The organism is Calidithermus terrae, from assembly GCF_003574345.1.
In the GTDB taxonomy this organism is placed as follows: domain Bacteria; phylum Deinococcota; class Deinococci; order Deinococcales; family Thermaceae; genus Calidithermus; species Calidithermus chliarophilus.
In genome coordinates this window covers 1-17,155 of record NZ_QXDL01000027.1, presented here as the reverse complement: position 1 = coordinate 17,155, position 17,155 = coordinate 1, and the positions used below count along the sequence as shown (strand labels likewise).

The following is a 17,155-nucleotide window of genomic DNA, read 5'->3' as shown; positions in this document are numbered from 1 at the left end:
CTCACCGCGTTCAGGCTAAACTCTGTAGTGACTGGAGGGTCAAGATGCAGCGGGGATTGTACACCATCGGCGAGGTCGCCAAGCTCAGCGGGTTGCCCGTGCAGACCATCCGCTACTACTCCGATATCGGCGTGTTGCCGCCGTCGTCGGTCACGGAGGCCGGCTACCGGCTCTACTCCGACGCCGACTGCGCGCGCCTCGAGCTCGTGCGCACCCTGCGCGGCGTGGGCTTCGACCTCCAGACCATCGCCCGCCTGCTCGCCGGCGAGCTCTCCCCCGCCGACGCGGTGCGGCTCCAGGTCGAGGCGCTGGAGGTCCAGATCCGCTCCCTCAAGCGCCAGCACACCGTGCTGCGGGCCGTGCTCGGCGGCGACGAGCCCGCCCTGCTCTCCCGCCTCAACCGCATGCACGCCCTGGCCCGGCTCGACCGGCTCGAGCGCGAGGACTTCCTGGCCCGGCACCTCCAGCGCGGCCTGGGCGGCCGGCGCGGCGACCCCGAAGTCTGGCGGGCCGCCGTGCTCGAGCTGCCCGAAGAGCTCGGCGAGGCCGAGCTCGAGGCCTGGCTCGAGCTCGCCGGGATCGCCTCCGACCCCGCCTTCTTGGAGGTGCTGGAAAACCAGGCCCGCCTCGCCGACCACCTCGACGCCTCGGGCACGGGCTGGGCCCATTGGCAGGAGGCCAGCGAGCCCTGGCTGCGGGCGGCGCTCGAGGCCATCCGTCAGGGCCACTCCCCGCAGAGCCCCCGGGGTCAGGAGGTGGTCCGGGGCTGGCTGACCGCCCTCGCCCAGGCCTCAGGCCGCACCGCCGGACCCGGCTTCGCCCGCTGGCTGCTCGAGCAGCTCGAGGCCTCCACCGACCCCCGCATGCACCGCTACTGGCAGCTCATCGCCGTGCTCAAGGGCTGGCAGTACCAGCCCCCGCCCCTGGCCCAGGCCATGGACTGGCTGCTCGAGGGGTTGCGCTCGAGCGCCGCCGTTGGTAGGAAACAGGGGGCCGGCGGCTAGTGGCAGGCCCCTTGTCGAGGGCCGAGGGCCAAGGCGTACGACGTAGGACGTATGACCCGCGTTTCGCGTTTTGCGTCTGGCTATCGGCTATCGCCCCTACCCCTCCCGGTAAAACCGGCTGTTGAGGTAATAATCCGTGAACAGGATCTTCACGAACGCCACCGTAGGCACCGCCAGCAGGGCCCCGGGGATGCCGAAGAGGCTGGCGGAGATGAGGATGGCGGCGATGGCGGTGACGGGGTGGATGTTGACCGCCTTGCCCACGATCTGCGGGCCGAAGAGGTTGCCCTCGAGCTGGTTGGCGATCCACAGCACCAAGACGGTGAGCAGCACCTTGAGCAGCGGCGGGTTCTGCGTCAGGGCCAGCAGGATGGCCGGGACCGAGGAGATGATGATCCCCACGAAGGGGATGAAGTTGAAGATGAAGGCCAGGAAGCCCAGGCTCGCGGCGAGCGGGATGCCCACGATCCACAGCCCCAGGCCCACCACCGTCCCCACGCACAGCGCCACCAGGATCTGGCCGCGCACGTAGCCGCCCACGGCGCGGTCGAGCTTGCCGGCGATCTCGAGCGTCATGGGCTGGTAGGGGAGGGGGATGGCCCTGAGCAGGGTCTGCCCGATCTTGGGCAGGTCGTAGAGCAGGTAGATGGAGATGGTGAGCGCGGTGAAGAGCTGGAACACCCCGCCCAGCAGCGAGATGATGAAGCCGATGACGTTGCCCCCCTGCGACAGCAGGGCCCGCAGCGCGTTCAAGAGGGTCTGGGTGAAGCCCTCGAGCAGGCTCTGCAGCGAGCTCGAGGCCTGTTGCAGGGCCTGCTCGAAGGCCGGCGGGAGCTGGATGCGCCCGATCTGGTCGGGCAGGCCGCTGACCCAGTTGAGGAAGGGGGTCAGGATGGCGGGCAGGTTGGCGGCGAAGGCGCTGAGCTGCGCCACCATGTCGGCCAGCAGCACCGAGGCCAGCGCCAGGAACAGCCCCAGCCCCACGTACACCGCGATCACCCCGATGAAGCGCGGCAGCCTCCGGCGCTCGAACCAGCGCACGATGGGGCTGGTCAGGTAGGAGAACACGAACGCGAGCACCAGGGTGGTTACGGCGCTCTGGACGCGGCCCAGGGTCTGGAAGAGCACGACGATCAGGAGGACGTAAACCGCGACCCGCAGCCACGGGTTGCTCCACACCTGCCGGAAGGTCTGAATCACGGGGCTATTCTAAGCCAAACCTCACCTTCGCCTGCGCGGGGAGGGCTTCGCGCCGCATGTCCTGCCCGAAAAACTTGTCCTTGTCGGGCTCGCCGTCCCACAGCTCGAAGAGCAGGCGGGCGCCCGCGCGGCTCTTCCGGGCGGCGGCCAGGGTGCCCGAGTTGCCCACCTTGCCGATGAGGTCGCCCTTCTTGACCTTCGCCCCCACCCGCACCCCCGGCGCGACCTCCGAGAGGTGGGCGTACACCGTGACCAGCCCGTCGGCGTGGCGGAGCCACACCTCGCGCCCGCGCAGGCGGTCCATCTGGGCGGGGCTGGCCCCGTTCGCCACCGCCTCGAGCAGCGCCGCGAACTCGGCGGGGGTGTTCTCCTTGTAGGCGGTCTCGGCCTTGATCACCTCGCCGCTCCCCGCGGCCACCACCCCCATGCCGTAGACCACCGGCACGCACGACTCCCCGTTCACGAAGACGAAGCCGGGGTTCTGGCCCTTGCGGTACGCGCGGGGCGCGCCCGGCCAGTTGTCCTGGTCCTTGGGCAAGCAGGCGCCGGGCAGGGGGAAGGCGAAGCCCTCGGGCCCCTGCACCAGCCGGGCCTCGAGGCCCCGCATCTCCTCCCGCAGCGCCGCGAGCTGCCGCCGGTTCTGGTTGGAGGCGACGGTGACCACCAGGGCGTAGAGCGTGACCAGGGCCAGCACCACCCAGCCCGGCTTGATCCGCATGGGCTTAACTTACCGCACCCCGCCGGGGACATAAAGGCGAGGTGGGGCGGGGCGGTGTAACGCGGGCGCGTAATGGGCGGGCGCCGCAGGCCGACACCGCATCCGGCTCCGGGGGGCGGGGAAAGGCGCGGGGGGTTTGCCGGGGATAACGTCGGGGATAACGCCGCGGGGGCGGAACGCGCGTGCTCGATGGGCTAAAATCTTCGGGATGGAACTCGAGCCCGCCGTCCGGACGGCTTTGCGCTTCCAGCGCTACGACCCCCAGCCCGAGATCGAAGGGGTCTTCTACCAGCCCCTGCGCAAGCACCGCTCGCTGGAGGGGAGTTTCATGGAGTACCTGCGGCTGGAAGGAGGAAAGGTCGGGGGCCTGCCCGCCGCCTTCGAGGCCGCGCAGATCTCGCTGTCGTGGGCGGTGCCGGGCCGCGTCAACGCCTTCCACCTCCACCCCAAGCGCACCCAGGACGAGCTGTGGTGCGTGCTCGAGGGCGAGCTTCTGGTGTGGCTGGTGGACGTGCGCGAGGGCTCGCGCACCCAGGGGGCCCGCCGCAAGCAGGTGCTCTCGGGCGAGGCGCCGGGGCTGCTGCACGTCCCCACCGGCGTGGCCCACGGCTATAAGGCCGGCAGCCGGGGCGCGCTGCTGCTGTACGCGATGAACAGCCAGTTCGACCCCGCCGACCCCAACGAGGGCCGCCTGCCCTGGGACCACTTCGGGGCGGAGCTATGGGAAGAGGACCGTGGCTAGCATGAGGCCCCCCGCGGAATCGCCCGCGGGCCGCTCCGGGTCGTCGTGCCTGCTGCGGCCGTCAGCTACCGGCTACGGGCTATCGGCATAGGATCAGGGAGGTATTGCAATGGCGTTCAAACGAGTGCTGGTTACGGGCGGGGCCGGATTCATCGGTTCGAATTACGTGCACTACGCGGTGGAGAAGCACCCCGAGTGGGAAATCGTGGTGCTCGACAAGCTGACCTACGCGGGCAACCTGGAGAACCTCGAGCCCGTACGCGGCCGCATCACCTTCATCCAGGGCGACATCGCCGACCCCGAGGACGTTAAGCGGGCCATGGACGGCGCCGACGCGGTGCTCAACTTCGCCGCCGAGAGCCACGTTGACCGCTCCCTCCTCGACCCCCGCCCCTTCGTCAAGACCAACGTCGAGGGTACGCTGGTGCTGCTCGAGCAGGCCCGCCGGCAGGGCCTCGAGCGCTTCCTGCACGTCTCCACCGACGAGGTCTACGGCGACTTGTGGGGCGTGGAGGGGCACTCGCTCGAGACCGACCCCTTCCGCCCGCGCAGCCCCTACGCCGCCAGCAAGGCGGGGGCCGAGCACCTGGTGTTCAGCTACGGCATCAGCTACAAGCTCGACGTGGTGGTCACGCGCGGCTCCAACACCTACGGCCCCTACCAGTACCCCGAGAAGATCATCCCGCTGTTCATCACCAACGCGCTCGAAGACAAGCCCCTGCCGGTCTACGGCCAGGGCCAGGCCCTGCGCGACTACATGCACGCCTACGACCACGCCGCCGGCATCGACTTGGTGCTCCACCGCGGCAACAGCGGCGAGGCCTACAACCTCGGCGCCCGCGAGCAGATCCCCGGCACCGAGGTCGCCGAGCGGGTGCTCGAGGCCCTGGGCAAGCCCCACAGCCTGATCAGGTTCGTCGAGGACCGCCCCGGCCACGACTACCGCTACTCCGTTGACCCCTCCAAGACCGAGGCGCTGGGCTGGGTGCGCAAGTACCGCTTCCCCGAGGGCCTCGCCGAGACGGTGCGCTGGTTCGAGGCCAACGAGGGCTGGTGGCGGCGGGTGCGCGAGAAGAAGGAGCACCAGGAGCTGATGCAGGCCTGGTACGCCAAGCGCTGAAGTACGCCCGAGCCTGGAGCCCCCGCCCCGGCGGGGGCTCGGCTTGCCCGCTCCCCCACCCTGTGCTACAATCCCCTTTGCTCGCGGGGGCCGTTAGCTCAGCCCGGTAGAGCACTCGTCTCCAAAACGAGGTGTCGGAGGTTCGAATCCTTCACGGCCCGCCAACATCGCAAAAATTGAACATGGCAGCGTAAGCCCTCCTCACGATGTCTCCCAAACAGGAGGGCTTCATGCTCGAGGTAGAAACCCAGCCTCACCCCAAGAACGTCTACCCGCTCGACCGCCTGCTCGAGGCCTTCCTCGACGAGCAGGCCTACCGCGGCAACTCCGCACAGACCGTGGAGTGGTACCGCAAGGTCTTCCGCCTGCTTGAGGCCGAGGGTGTCAGGAACACCGCGCAGCTGACCCGTGAGGCGGTGATACGCTTTATTGCCAGTGCCCGCAGCCGCGGGCTGTCGGGTGCCACCGTCCGCAACTACGACCGCGCCCTGCGGGTGGCGCTCAACTGGATGTACCACAACGGATACCTGGAGCATAACCCCATCAAGGGTCTGCCGAGGCCGAAGGACAAGGCCGAGCAGGTCAAGCCGTTCACCCTTGACGAGGTCGAGCGGATACTGCAAGCGGCCAAAACCACCCGCTGCCCGCTGCGCGATACCGCACTGGTGCTCACGTTACTGGACACCGGCATCCGGGCAGGGGAGGCGTGCGGCCTGACGCTGAAGGACATCGACTGGCGTGAGGGCCTGTTGCGGGTGGTCGGCAAGACCGGCGAGCGCACGGTGCCGTTCGGGCAGCGCTGCAAGCGTGCCCTGCATGCTTACCTCGACCGTGAGCGCCGGGCCCCACACCCTGACGTGCGGCACGTCTTCCTGGCTTCCGGGAACCCCTTTAGCCCGACCGTACTCAACACGACCGTCACCCGGCTGGTGCGGCGGGCAGGCATCAAGCGGCCCAAAGCTGGGCCGCACACCCTGCGCCACACCTTCGCGGTGGAGTTCCTGCGGGCGGGTGGGGACGTCTTCACCCTCCAGCGCATCCTCGGCCACAGGAAACTCGAGATAACCCAGGGCTACGTCAACCTGCTCACCGACGACATCCGCTCGGCCCACCGCAGGTTCTCCCCGGTGGACCGGTTGCTCTAGGGGTTTTGCGGTAGTGCGCCGTGCCGTCACAGGAGGTGACACCGATGCGTTATGTCGAACTCACCCATCACAAGAAACGTCTGTACCTCAACGACCCGCCCATGTCCTTGGAAGTCTCTGGCGACGACGAACTGCGCACGGCGTTCGTCAAGGTGCCGGGCTGGACCGAGGAAGCTATTCCCGGCTACCTCGAGCTCGAGGTGAACATCTCGCACTACCTCGACATCGACCACCTGATGGGGCGTGACCACCACCTAGCCGGGCTGCGGGGCTGGCTCGTCAAGAGCAGCAGCAACCTACTGGTGGCCTATGTCTACGAGCTGGTTTCGCCCAGCGGCTGTAAACGCCCGCGAGTCCACCTGGCGCACTTTGACGACCTGCCGGGCTTCTACATGGGCATCGAGGCGCTTCACCGGGCTGTCTTGCGCTTCTCCATCCACCCCCAACTCCTTCACCACCCGCATCCCTTCGACCTCGGTCCCTTCTACAAGTGACTGGGTGCTACGGGGCGGTTGGGCCGCCCTAAGCGGCCCAACCCCTTCAGGTGCTGCGTGAGCCGCCAACGTCGGGCGGGGGGCCGCCCGACGAAAAGTACCCCCCCAGTGGGGAGAGGGAAGGGGTGGGGTGGGGTTCAGGCCGGAGGCGGAACATCCCCCCGGCTGGGCCGGAGGAGGTGGCGGTAGCGGGGACAGGGTGAGGAAGATGCAGCCTACCGGCTGCTCACTCCCTATGGGAGGTAGGGGTGGGCAGGGTGGAAGGTGGCCCATCCCAGCCCCCGACGGAGGTGACAAGGATGTTCGACCCGAAACGCGGTTATGACGAGCTCAAACCCTACATCGGCAAGTGCTTGAAGGTCGTCGAGGGTGGCGACACGGACGAGCGCTACCTGTCCTTGGTGGACGAGGAGTCGGGCCAGGCCCTGATGACCTTCTACCGCTACCAGGTGCCCCTCAAACGGGTGGAGGCCCGCTTCGAGTTCGTGGTGCCGGAGCCCCTGGTCAGCTTTGCCACCGCTCGGCTGGTGGGCATGACCCAGGCTGCACTCGACGAGGGCTTCGAGGTCGAAGTCAGCGACGTCCAGGACGCTTCCTGGCACGCCATCCCCGACTGGGCCCTGACCTGTCCAATTGACGAATGGCGGAAGGGGGAGCGGCGCTAAGGCCGCTCCCCCTTCCAGTCGTGCAGGTTCGGGACGGCACATCGTCGGAGCCTGAATTCCGTGACCTTGGGAGACCGACCGTGGCTGGAAATGCACGCAGCATCTTGTCTGGATAGGTTACGATAGTCAGCGGACGGGACAATGCCAGTATTGCGAGGTGACGTTGCTATGACCGCCAGGAAGTTCGTTCGAGGCCTTATTCTGCTTCTTCTATCCGGCAGCTTCGCTCTTGCCGCTACCCCGGTCAACGAGCCGCCCTCGCCGTTCGTGGCCGACGAGGCGCACGAGGCGCTGCTCAGCCTCGAGGAGCTGTCGATACCCCTCTTGAACGACGATGAGACAGCCTTGGTCGGCCTGTTTTTGCCCGAGGCGGTCTACAGCGCCCTCAACCTGGAGGGGTACGAGCTGCGTAACCGGGCCAAGACCCCACCGCTGGAGTTGCCCCGGTGCTCGCGTCTGTTGACCACTAAGGAGGTCAGCGTCGACACGGTGCTCCTGCGTTGCGAGGACGTGCTCTACGTCTCGCTCATAGCACTCCCTCGCCTGAGGGTCTACAAGTTCTACGAACACGGGCTGGAAGACGTCAAGTTCGTCGGCATGGGCGGCACCCTCAACCTCGAGGTCGAGGACGATAAGTACCCCTACGCCTTCGCCTACGCGTCCGACGACATCGCACAGAGGTACTCCGAGCTCACCGAGCTGCGCGGCCTCCTTGCGGTGCAGAAGCAGGCGAACGCCCAGAAGGCTGCCGAGCAGCAACGGCAGGCTGCCGAACAGCAGCGCAAAGCCCAGCAGCAGAAGCAGGAAGAAGCGCGCAAGCAGGCCCAGGTGCGGGAGCAACTGCGGCAGGTGTTCCGCACGGCGGCCTCGCAGGCGGTGCTTCTCGACGGCACCCTGGCCTTGCCGCTGGGCGTCATTGCCCAGGGCCTCGGGTACAGCGTCACCCGTGACGAGCTCCTCGAGACCTGCTATGACGTCAGCCGGAGCGACACCTGGGAGTCCCCCCGCAGCATTTGCGACGAGGTGGCCTGGGGCACCACCAACTACGTGCCCAAGGTTATCGCGGGGCGCCTTTACGCCCCGCTACCGGTCATCAACGCTATCCTGAAGGGGGTAGGGCTGTCTTACGACCCCAAGACGGCTTCGCTGCGCGTCAAGCTTTTCAACCCTGGCCAAGCTGACGACTTCACCGTCAAGATAGCGGATAAGCTCCAGAGCTACCGCACCCTCACCCGCGCCCGCATCTACCCCTACCGCACCGCGGACCTGCCCCGCTGCAGCACTGCCCGCATCGACCGTCCTGCCTACACCCTGACCTTCTCTGCCAGCAGCGACTACGACTACATCAGCGTACGGCTGCAGAGTAAGTCCAACAGCACCATCTTGGTCATCTGGGACGAGTCCTCCGTGCGCCTTCCGAGCGGGCGCAGCAGCGGCGTTATGCACGAGGGGGTGCGTTTCATCGAGGCCGACTCGCCGCAGGCCCCTACGCCGGTTGCGCCGCGAGGCACCCTCTCGGATATGATGGTCGCCAAGACCACGCTCTGGTTTGGCGAGTACAGCAAGAAGTGGTACTACTCCATGTTTGACGTCAGCGTTCGCTACGACACCGAGCGCCTGAGCATATTCGTTTCGGGGAGCAACCACAGCGTAAGCGGTAGCCTCGCGCTTCAGGTGGGGGGTCGTAGGGTCTACGAGAGCTTCACCATCACCTGTACAGTGAAGCCAGGGGAGTTCCGTGTCGGGATGTGATATGTGAACCCCTCGTATGGCCGGGGGCGAGGCTGCAGCCTCGCCCCCGGCCATATCCAGCCTTAAAAAGTGCTAGATGATGCGGGCCAAGGAGTCGTGCCGACACGCTATCGATGTACAGTGTCCGAGTCGCTCGCCGGAACCTACCGGCCCCAAATTCCTAATGGGGAATAGGCACTCCCACGCCGGACCAAGCCAGCGGTAGGTGAGCTGCTGGGCCCTGTGCTCTGGCGATACCTTGTGAGGCGTTCGGACGGGAGCTTCCTGCCCCAAAGTTCGGAAGGGGGAGTTTGCGTCCTGCCGGACGCTGTCCCCTTGCGGGCTGTGACATGAGTGTTGTGGTAGGGGTGATGGGCATAGCATTTCGAGTCTGGAGGCCATAGGTGATGGTCAGCGGTATGTTGCCAAGCAGTCGATATATTGCTGAAGAGGGGGGTGGGGTCTAAGCCCCACCCCCCTGGCCCTGCTGAGACCGGTGTCCTACTACAGGGCATGACACTACCGCAGGCAGGGTTCACGCTGTGGTCTAGAGGGGGCCCTCCTATGGGGCCCCCTCGCTAGTGCCTGCGTGGAGGGGGCCCCGGCCCCAGGTGGTGCCCGGTCTGTTGGGCGGTAGGGGCAGGTCTATAGTCAGGAGCATGTCCGCAGTCCGAGGGGAGTGGGGCCGCCAAGCCCCACTCCCCTGTCACTGACTTCTGCCTGCAGGCTGCAGGGCCGGGAACCCACTAGGTTCCCGGCCTGTTCGTGGGGCGCTGGCCTCACGCCAGCGCCCCAAATATTAGGGGAAAGCATGTCTTTCTTATATGAGTCGCGCTGTCATTGTCATTTGTCAGGCACGAGTGCGATGGCGAAGGCATAAGTAGAGTCTGACGCTCGTGCGCGTGTCAGGGGTGTCAGGCCGGGCCGTCGTGTACGGCCCGGCTCGACGGTTTGTTAAGCTACGGGGTGCTGGAGATGGAAAGACCACCATTTGCGGAACTGGATGTTTACCGGAATGCGCTCATGGAACAGCAGAAGCTGCTCGAGCAGCAGCGCGACATTTGCATCGGTGATGCCGAGGGTGGCAGGGGGATAGCTTTCGGTACCGTCAACCTCGTTCACGCCCCGGCCAAGAGCGGGAAGACGGTGATGATGCTGGCTATGATGGGTCGTGTCCTTCGTGGGGTGAACGGCCAAGCCAAGCTGGACCACGTCGGCATCCAGGCCGACCACGTGCTGTACATCTATCATCCTACCGAGGCCAGTCCCGACGAACTGATAGCCGAGGCCACCCGTCCCGGCGTGGACTGGGTGCCCGATGAGGCCGTGAGCTATATCATCCCGATAAGACAGCTGCGTGACGTCCTCAGGCTAGTCGAGCACGCACCGCGCACGCTCGTGGTGGTGGACTGCCTGAGCCTCTTCCTGCCTCCAAGCGAAAGGGGCACCATCGCCGAGAACGACCCTGAGCACCTGAACCATAAGCTCTTTATCCCGCTTCAAGAGGCGGCCCAGGCTGGGAATGCCTGCGTATTCCTGCTGCACCACGACGGGAAGAACCTCAACCCGACCCAGAGAGCGAAGAAGCAGGCCTACCGCGGGGCTACGGTGCTGGTGGACAGGTCGAAGCACGTCTTGCGCGTGGAGCTCAAGCAAGGGAGGGATGGGAAGTTCTACACCGAGTTCGTCTACAGCCAGGGCCGGGCCCAAGGGTACCTCCGGGGGACCCTTTTGACCGTGGACTTCGACAACGTCTCCGCTAGGCAGCCGAAGCCCGTAAAGGCTCAGACGAAAAGGGCCAAGGAGTACAAAAAGGACTTCATTCAGCTCCTGATACACAAGGGCATCCGCCTTGAAGAAGGCGGCCTGCTCTACCAGGCCGTTAGCGAGGACAAGGCTATCCAGTGGCTCGAGCAAGCCGGAAGCAGCGACCCGCGCAACCTCATCAGCCAGTGGATAAAGCGCTCACAGGAGGACAACTCCTTTGAGTTCCGCCGTATCCAGCACCACGGCACGACCTACATCGCCTATCGGATGGACTTGAAGCAGCTACCGCAGGCCAGCTAACCCAGGTCGTACTCGGCCCCGTGGCGCATGAGCCAGGACCGGCGCTCCTCGAAGTCGGGGACTACCTGCTCCACCAGCCGCCAGAACTGCGGCTGGTGGCTGGGTACCCTGAGGTGCGCCATCTCGTGCACCAGTAGGTACTCCAGGGCGGAGCGCGGCAGCATGGCGCTGCGCCAGTGGAAGTAGAGGTCGCCTGACCTCGAGCACGACCCCCAGCGGTAGCCCAGCTCCTGCACCCGCACCGTGCCCAGCCGCACGCCGAGCCGGGGGGCGAGGCGTGCGGCCTGCTCCTGTAGCCGGGGCTGGAGCTGCCGGGCATACCAGGCGATGAAGAGCGAGCGGCCCTCGCGGGACCGCTCGCGCAGGAGCTCGAAGCGCCCCTGGTGGAGGCGCAGGGGTTCCGGGCCGTGGTCCACCAGCTTGAGCCGGTAGATACGCCCCAGGTAGAAGAAGCCTTCGCCGGAGACGAATTCCTTGGGGCGGGGAGGGTGGTAGACCCGCTCCTTCTGAGCCGTCTTCTGGTAGAGCCACTCCCGCCGGGCGTGGACGAAGCCCTCCAGCACCGCGCTGGGGGTGCCCGCCGGGGCCAACAGGCTCAAGGAACCGTCGCGCTCGACGACGAGTTCGAGGGTGCGCCTGCGGGTGCTTTCCCGCACCCGCAGGCTGAACTCGCCCACGGTGAAGCCGTAGCCTACGCCCTCGAGCGCAGGTGTTTGGCCAGCGTCAGCAACTCGTCCGCGACCCGCTCGCACTGCTCGAATGCTACCAGACCCTGCTCGTCGAGCCAACTGCTCAGCCAGCCGTGGACCTGATGGCGGCGCACCGAGTTGCGCCAGAAGTCCACCACCGAGGTACGCCGCCGCAGCTCCTCGGTGAGCCGCACGGTGGCTTGGGCCAGCTCGAGGGTGCGCTCGGGGTCGGCCTGGCCCCCGTTGGCCTCCAGCAGCAGGCTGAAGAAGGGGGCCTGGGTCTTGGGGTCAAGCCCGGTAGCGTCGGCAGGACGACCCGCTTGAAGGTCCTTGATGAAGGCCTTGAGGGCCTCGACCTGGGCCTCCCAGTTCTCGGCGTACTGCTGGAGTATGTGCTCCAGGCGCTCGCTGAGCTTGCGGTAATAGACCGGGTCTTCCTCGAAGTGCTGGCGGATGTAGTGGCGGGCGGCGTGTTCCATCGCCGCCGCCTGGGTGCGCTTGGAGCGGTAACGTCCGACCGCCTGCTCGAAGCCAGGGTCTAACACCTGCACCGGGGCAATTTTGAGGCTCACGCCCTCCGACTCCATGTACTGGTCTATCAGGCCGCGCACCTTCTGCCCCGCACCGGGGGGCAGCGGGGCCTTATCCTCTGCATAGACCTCCTGGGCCGTCCGGTAGATGGCCCCCAGCCGCTTGGCGTCGGGCACGTAGGGCAGGCCCTCGGGCCGGGGGAGCACCGCCTCCAAGGCCTCGAAGAAGGCTTTGAGCCGAACCTTGAACTGTGCCCGCAGGCGCTCGTCGCCCAGCAGGTTCACCCCTTCCTCCCGCTGCTCCAGCTCCACCCCGCGGGACCGAAAGAGCTCTACCGCCTCGTGGTGGGCCGCCTGCAGCTTGGGCAGCAGGTCCTTGATGGAGTGCAACGCCCCCTCGAGGTCGCTCTCGGTGTAGACGGCCAGCGCCTCGGTGAGGTGGTTGGCGACCCCGAAGTAGTCCACGATGAGCCCGTACTTCTTGCCGGGGTACACCCGGTTGACGCGGGCGATGGCCTGCAGCAGCTCGTGGTCGCGGATGGCGCGGTCGAGGTACATCACCTGCTCCACCGGCGCGTCGAAGCCGGTGAGCAGCATGCTCTTGACGATGAGCACCCGCAGGGGGTGGGCCGGGTTCTTGAAGTGCTCGATGCGGGCCTGGTGCCGGGCTGCGTCGGTCCACTCGGACCAGTCCGGCGGGTCGTTGTGCCCGCCGGACATGACCACGGCGAACTCCATGGCCCGTATGGCCTCGAGGTGCGGGTGGGCCTGCACCAAGAAGCGCAGCTCGGGGTCGAGCTTCTCGGGGTCCGCCTTGAGGAAGGCCGGGTTGAGCCCCTCGAGCTGCCGCACCAGCTCGGCCTTGGCCTCGCGGAGGGCCTCCAGATAGCGCATGCAGGCCAGCCGGCTGCTGGCCACCACCTGGGCCTTGAAGCCGTTGGGTAAAACATGACTCACGTAGTGCCGCAGCATGTCGCGGGCCTTGGCCGCGATGAGCTTGGGAGCCTCGAGCACGTCCTCTTTAGTGGCGTACTTCTCCTGCAACCGCTGGCGCTCCTCGGCGCTGAGCTCGGCGAAGAGGTCCTCGAAGAGCGCGTCGAGGGTGCCGCCGTGGCTCAGCTTGCTTTTGAGCGTGCGCCCCTCGTAGAAGATGGGCACGGTGGCCCCGTCCTCCTGCGACTCCTTGATGGTGTAGGTGTCGATGAAGGGTCCGAATATCTCGTGGGTGCGCTTCTTGCCCTCGCGCACGATGGGCGTGCCGGTAAAGCCGATGAGGGCCGCGTTGGGTAGGGCCAGGCGCAGGTTGGCGTGCAGGGTGCTGGTGTGCGAGCGGTGCGCCTCGTCCACCAGCACCAGCAGCTTCTCGCTGGGGTTGAGCACGGCCTTGCCGAGGTCGCCCGCCGAGGCGGGCGCCCCCTCGTCGCCCTGGAACTTCTGTATCATCCCGAAGACCAGCCCGGCGCCGTCCTGGCGCAGGATGGCCTTGAGCTCCTCGACGCTTTGGGCCTTGAGCAGCGGCTCACCGGTGGCCTTGGCCGTCTCGGCGAGCTGGTTCTCGAGGTCCTTGCGGTCGGTGATGACCACTACCTTGTAGCCGCGCAGCTCGGGGCGGGTTCTGAGGACCCGCACCAGGTAGACCATGGTCAGGCTCTTGCCCGAGCCCTGGGTGTGCCAGATGATGCCGCCCCGCGCGTCCTGCTCGGCCCCCAATAACGGGGTCTGGCCCGCCTCGAGGCGCTCCAGTGCCTTGTGCACTGCCCGGTACTGCGGGTAGCGCGGCACCAGCTTCTGGTTGCCACGGAAGAGGGTGAAGTTGTAGAGCAGGTCGAGCAGGGTCGCCGGGCGCAACAGCCCGGCGACCAGGACCTGCTGCGGGTGCAGGTGTTGCTTGCCCAGCTCGGCCATCACCTGCTGGGGCGTCTGGGGGAAGGTGTCCTTCCACTCCAGGTACTCATCGGCCTCAGCACCCAGCACCCCGTAGCGGGCCTGGTAGAAGCTGCTGGCCACCAGCAGCAGGTTGCTGTGGAACAGCCGCTCGGCCCCCTCTTCCTCGGTGAAGCCGCGCTGGTTGGAGTAGCGGCGGAGCTGCCGGATGGCCTCCTCGAGCGGGCTCTGAAGGTCGGGGCTCTTGCACTCGACCACCACCAGCGGCAGGCCGTTCACGAAGAGCACCACGTCGGGCACGATGTAGCCGCCCCCGCGCGGTAGGTGGGCGGGTTGACGCGGAACTGGTTGATGGCGAGGAAGTCGTTGTGGTGGGGGTTCTCGAAGTCCAGGAAGCGCAGGGTATGGCCTTTGCCGTCCGGTCCGGGGATGGTGGTGCCGTGGATGAGCCGCTCAAGGACCAGGCGGTTGGTCTCCAGGAGTTTGCTGCCCTCCAGCCGCAGCAGCTCCAGCACCGCCGCCTGCACGTCGGCATCGGTCAGCCAGGGGAGCCTGAGTCGGTTGATGCGCCCTACCGCCTCCATGAGCCGCCCCTGCAGCACCGCCTCGCGAAAGTCGGAGCGCTCGGTGCGCTCGGGCAGGTCGGTGTCGCCTTCCAGGTAGGCCCAGCCCATGCGGGTGAGCTGCTCGATGAGGGGTTTCTCGACCTCGCGGTACTCGGTGCTCATGCGCCCTCCCTGGTGCGGTAGGCCTGGTTGGGGTGGTTAGGGTTATGGGGATAACGCATCATGAGGAGGCCCTTGCTCACCATCTGGGAGAGATAGCTGTTCTCCAGGGTCTTGGCCGACCGACCCAGTAACTCGGCGAGCTGCTGCCGCGACAGCTCGGTAACAGAGCAGAGCTCAAGAATGACTCGCCTAACTTCCTCCTTAGGTGCACGCCCTTTCTGGCGTACCGGTCGGGCTAAGTTCAAGAGCAGCCCCCAGAGTAACGGGTCCGAGCTGGAGAGGTCATCCTCAGAATGGGGGTAGCTGCCGGTGAAATGGGGGAAGCTGCCAGGGAAATGGGGGGAGTTACTTCCCCTATTTCCCTTAGCCGGTTCGGCGAGCTGGTAGTACCGCCCCTTGCGCTCGCCCACCGGGACGAGAAAACCCTCCCGTACCAACTTGCTTAGCAAGCGGGTGATGTCAGTAGGGTGGAGGTCGGTAATTTGCTGGAGCCGAGCGTTGTTGACCTGACGCTCCACATAAGCCGTTGCCAAAGCCAGCCGCTCGTTGGCCTCGAGGGCCGCAAACCTCGCCCCGAACATCTCTTGCAAGCCCTCGATGGCCCCTTCAGGGAGCAGGCTCAGCGTGCTCAGCTCGAGCGTCACCGTGTCCGGCCGGAAGGCCTCCACCAGCTTGGGCGTGCGCCAGTGCTGCTCGCGCCAGGCCGAGAGTATCTTGGGCACCCCCGAACCGGCCTGCTCGCCCGCACCTATCAGGCGGAACATCCGCAAGAGGGTGGGGTTGCGCGGGTCGCTGTGGCCGCCCTCGTAGACCTGGGCCAGCGGCACCCGCAGGGTGCCGGGGTTGCGGAAGACGAAACGGTCGGTGAGCTTTTCGACCAGGATGCTGCCGCTGGCGCGGTAGTCGGCGTGGACGAGGGTGTTCACCAGGGCTTCGCGCAGGGCCTCGTGCACCGGCGTCTCGTCCACCCGCCGCCCGCCCTCGAAGCGGAAGGGCACCTTGAGGTCGGCGACCAGCTTGCGGTAGGCCCGGCGGTAGAAGTCGTAGAGGTTGCCCGACCAGGTGCCATCGGGAACCAAACGGTCATCCCAGCGAGGGTCGGGGCCGGGGCTGGTCTTCTCTCGGTAGTCGGGGAAGTAGTGAGGGAAGCGCTCGCGGATGGCCGAGTCACGCCCGAACATCAGCAGCCCGGCCACCGTGAGGCCCTCCTTGCCGCCGTGCCGGTCGCGCTTGTAGGCCTCGAGGCTGCGCAGGAAGTCGGGGGTGCTCTGGGCAGCCCAGGGGTGGTCGGGGCGCACTGTGCGGAACTCATTGCGGTAGGCGGCCAGGCTGTCCGGGTCGAGGTCGTCCAAACTGAAGCCCTCCAGGATGGCCGCGTCGGCGGCCTCCTCCTGGGCGTCGGCTATCATGCGACGGACCTCGGCTTCGTTGCAGCGGTAGTCCCCGGTGTAGTTGCGGCGGTAGGTGCCGCCGAGGGGGTTGGCGCCCACGTAGACCGGGCGCTGGCGGCGGTCGGCACGGGGCACGCGCACCACCAGCACCGTCTTGCCGCCCTCCTCGAGCGGGTACACGTCGGCCTCGCTGAGCAGGTTGGCGCTGACCTTCTGGGGGTTGTTGAGCCCGTTCCACAACTCGGTGCGCACCTTCTCAGGGTTGGCGAGCCCCAGCACCTCGAGGCTCCCGTCCCCCTGCTCGCGCACCCCCAGCACGATGTAGCCCCCCTCGGTGTTGGCGAGGGCCGAGTAGGACTCCCAGAAGGCCCCCGGCACCTCCCCCTGCCCGTCCCGGCCCTGGGCAGCCTTGGCTTCCACGTCCACGCTTTCCCGCAAGAGCTCGAGGTCGGCAATGGTGCGTATCATAGAGCGGTTACACGGCTAGTGTACCGCCTCGGCCTGGGCGGCCTCGGGTTGGGCGAGCGGTACGCGCACCCGCCCGGTGAGGAGGTCTTCCATCAGGCCGCGCTTGAGCTGGTGGAGTTTGGCGAGCTGAGCTTCCTCAGCTTTTAAGCGGGTTTCGTAGCTGTCCAGTAGTACTGCTATTCGCTCCTGCTCATTAAGAGAAGGCATAGGTACAGGAAAGGCCTTTAGCTGCGTTGAGTTAATAGAAGCCAGGTTTGTGGTCTGTTTCGCACTAGCCAAGAAGTACGCTTTGCCGTACGGGGAGGCAAAGATGGCCGCCAAAAACCTAGAATTTAGAAGTCTGGGGTTTGGTCTCACTCGGAAGATGTGGTTCTGATGGAGACAGTTGGGAATTGAGCCGTTCCAGACAGTACCTCGGCCCAACTTATCAAAGTCGCCGCCCTCGGTTAGAGAAAAGAGGGGGCGTGGGGGAGCTATAATCCCCCGGACTTTCAGTCCGTGGGATACATGGACTCCCCCACGCGCTCCGAAGGAGCACATAGCATAGTGGGCGGCGGATGTGCTATCATATGCACGTGC

General features: G+C 66.4%; 15 protein-coding genes and 1 tRNA gene. 9 read left to right on the top strand and 7 right to left on the bottom strand.

The window, feature by feature from the left end; genetic code table 11:
- The first annotated feature begins 44 nt into the window (after positions 1–44).
- Positions 45–1,004, top strand: coding sequence for a MerR family transcriptional regulator (locus tag Mterra_RS05050; RefSeq protein ID WP_119314182.1), 960 nt, complete (start codon positions 45–47; stop codon positions 1,002–1,004).
- Between the two features lie 96 nt (positions 1,005–1,100).
- Here Mterra_RS05050 and Mterra_RS05045 read toward each other — a convergent pair whose 3' ends face one another.
- On the bottom strand, positions 1,101–2,204 hold the full coding sequence (locus Mterra_RS05045; RefSeq protein ID WP_119314181.1) for an AI-2E family transporter: 1,104 nt from the start codon (positions 2,202–2,204) through the stop codon (positions 1,101–1,103).
- Positions 2,205–2,208: 4 nt separating this feature from the next.
- On the bottom strand, positions 2,209–2,922 hold the full coding sequence (locus Mterra_RS05040) for a M23 family metallopeptidase (RefSeq protein WP_119314180.1): 714 nt from the start codon (positions 2,920–2,922) through the stop codon (positions 2,209–2,211).
- Positions 2,923–3,130: 208 nt separating this feature from the next.
- Here Mterra_RS05040 and Mterra_RS05035 point away from each other — a divergent pair, with 208 nt between their 5' ends.
- The 8 genes from Mterra_RS05035 to Mterra_RS05000 all read left to right on the top strand — a co-directional run bounded on the left by Mterra_RS05035 (position 3,131) and on the right by Mterra_RS05000 (position 10,886).
- Entirely contained in the window at positions 3,131–3,664 is a 534-nt protein-coding gene (locus Mterra_RS05035; protein ID WP_119314179.1) for a dTDP-4-dehydrorhamnose 3,5-epimerase family protein, read from the top strand.
- 109 nt (positions 3,665–3,773) lie between these two features.
- Positions 3,774–4,784, top strand: a complete 1,011-nt coding sequence (gene rfbB / locus Mterra_RS05030; protein ID WP_119314178.1) for a dTDP-glucose 4,6-dehydratase — start codon at positions 3,774–3,776, stop codon at positions 4,782–4,784.
- An 87-nt stretch (positions 4,785–4,871) separates the two neighbouring features.
- Positions 4,872–4,948: transfer RNA gene (locus Mterra_RS05025), tRNA-Trp, on the top strand.
- A 66-nt stretch (positions 4,949–5,014) separates the two neighbouring features.
- Positions 5,015–5,929 carry a tyrosine-type recombinase/integrase gene (locus tag Mterra_RS05020; RefSeq protein ID WP_170159557.1) on the top strand — a complete coding sequence of 305 codons (915 nt, stop codon included), beginning with the start codon at positions 5,015–5,017 and terminating at the stop codon, positions 5,927–5,929.
- A 44-nt stretch (positions 5,930–5,973) separates the two neighbouring features.
- Positions 5,974–6,423, top strand: a complete 450-nt coding sequence (locus Mterra_RS05015; RefSeq protein WP_147372553.1) for a hypothetical protein — start codon at positions 5,974–5,976, stop codon at positions 6,421–6,423.
- A 299-nt stretch (positions 6,424–6,722) separates the two neighbouring features.
- A complete protein-coding gene (locus Mterra_RS05010) occupies positions 6,723–7,088 on the top strand; it encodes a hypothetical protein (protein WP_119314175.1) in 366 nt (121 codons plus the stop codon).
- A 168-nt stretch (positions 7,089–7,256) separates the two neighbouring features.
- The gene (locus Mterra_RS05005; RefSeq protein ID WP_119314174.1) at positions 7,257–8,840 is read left to right on the top strand and encodes a hypothetical protein; all 1,584 of its coding nucleotides are present in this window, start codon (positions 7,257–7,259) and stop codon (positions 8,838–8,840) included.
- Positions 8,841–9,842: 1,002 nt separating this feature from the next.
- Positions 9,843–10,886 (top strand): P-loop NTPase family protein, encoded by a 1,044-nt coding sequence (locus tag Mterra_RS05000; RefSeq protein WP_170159556.1) that lies wholly within the window; start codon positions 9,843–9,845, stop codon positions 10,884–10,886.
- Here Mterra_RS05000 and Mterra_RS04995 read toward each other — a convergent pair.
- Genes Mterra_RS04995 through Mterra_RS04980 form a run of 5 tightly spaced genes read right to left on the bottom strand, consistent with a single transcriptional unit; the run spans position 10,883 to position 17,116 of the window.
- Entirely contained in the window at positions 10,883–11,563 is a 681-nt protein-coding gene (locus tag Mterra_RS04995; protein ID WP_218022879.1) for a M48 family metallopeptidase, read from the bottom strand. The genes Mterra_RS05000 and Mterra_RS04995 overlap by 4 nt on opposite strands.
- A gap of 14 nt (positions 11,564–11,577) precedes the next feature.
- Entirely contained in the window at positions 11,578–14,289 is a 2,712-nt protein-coding gene (locus Mterra_RS23400) for a type I restriction endonuclease subunit R (protein WP_218022878.1), read from the bottom strand.
- Complete coding sequence (locus Mterra_RS23395) at positions 14,265–14,717, bottom strand: type I restriction endonuclease (protein WP_218022877.1); 453 nt, start codon at positions 14,715–14,717, stop codon at positions 14,265–14,267. The genes Mterra_RS23400 and Mterra_RS23395 overlap by 25 nt, the downstream gene beginning before the upstream one ends.
- Complete coding sequence (locus Mterra_RS04985; protein ID WP_119314171.1) at positions 14,714–16,576, bottom strand: ATP-binding protein; 1,863 nt, start codon at positions 16,574–16,576, stop codon at positions 14,714–14,716. The genes Mterra_RS23395 and Mterra_RS04985 overlap by 4 nt, the downstream gene beginning before the upstream one ends.
- Positions 16,577–16,591: 15 nt before the next feature.
- Entirely contained in the window at positions 16,592–17,116 is a 525-nt protein-coding gene (locus tag Mterra_RS04980) for a restriction endonuclease subunit S (protein ID WP_119314170.1), read from the bottom strand.
- Between the last annotated feature and the right edge of the window lie 39 nt (positions 17,117–17,155).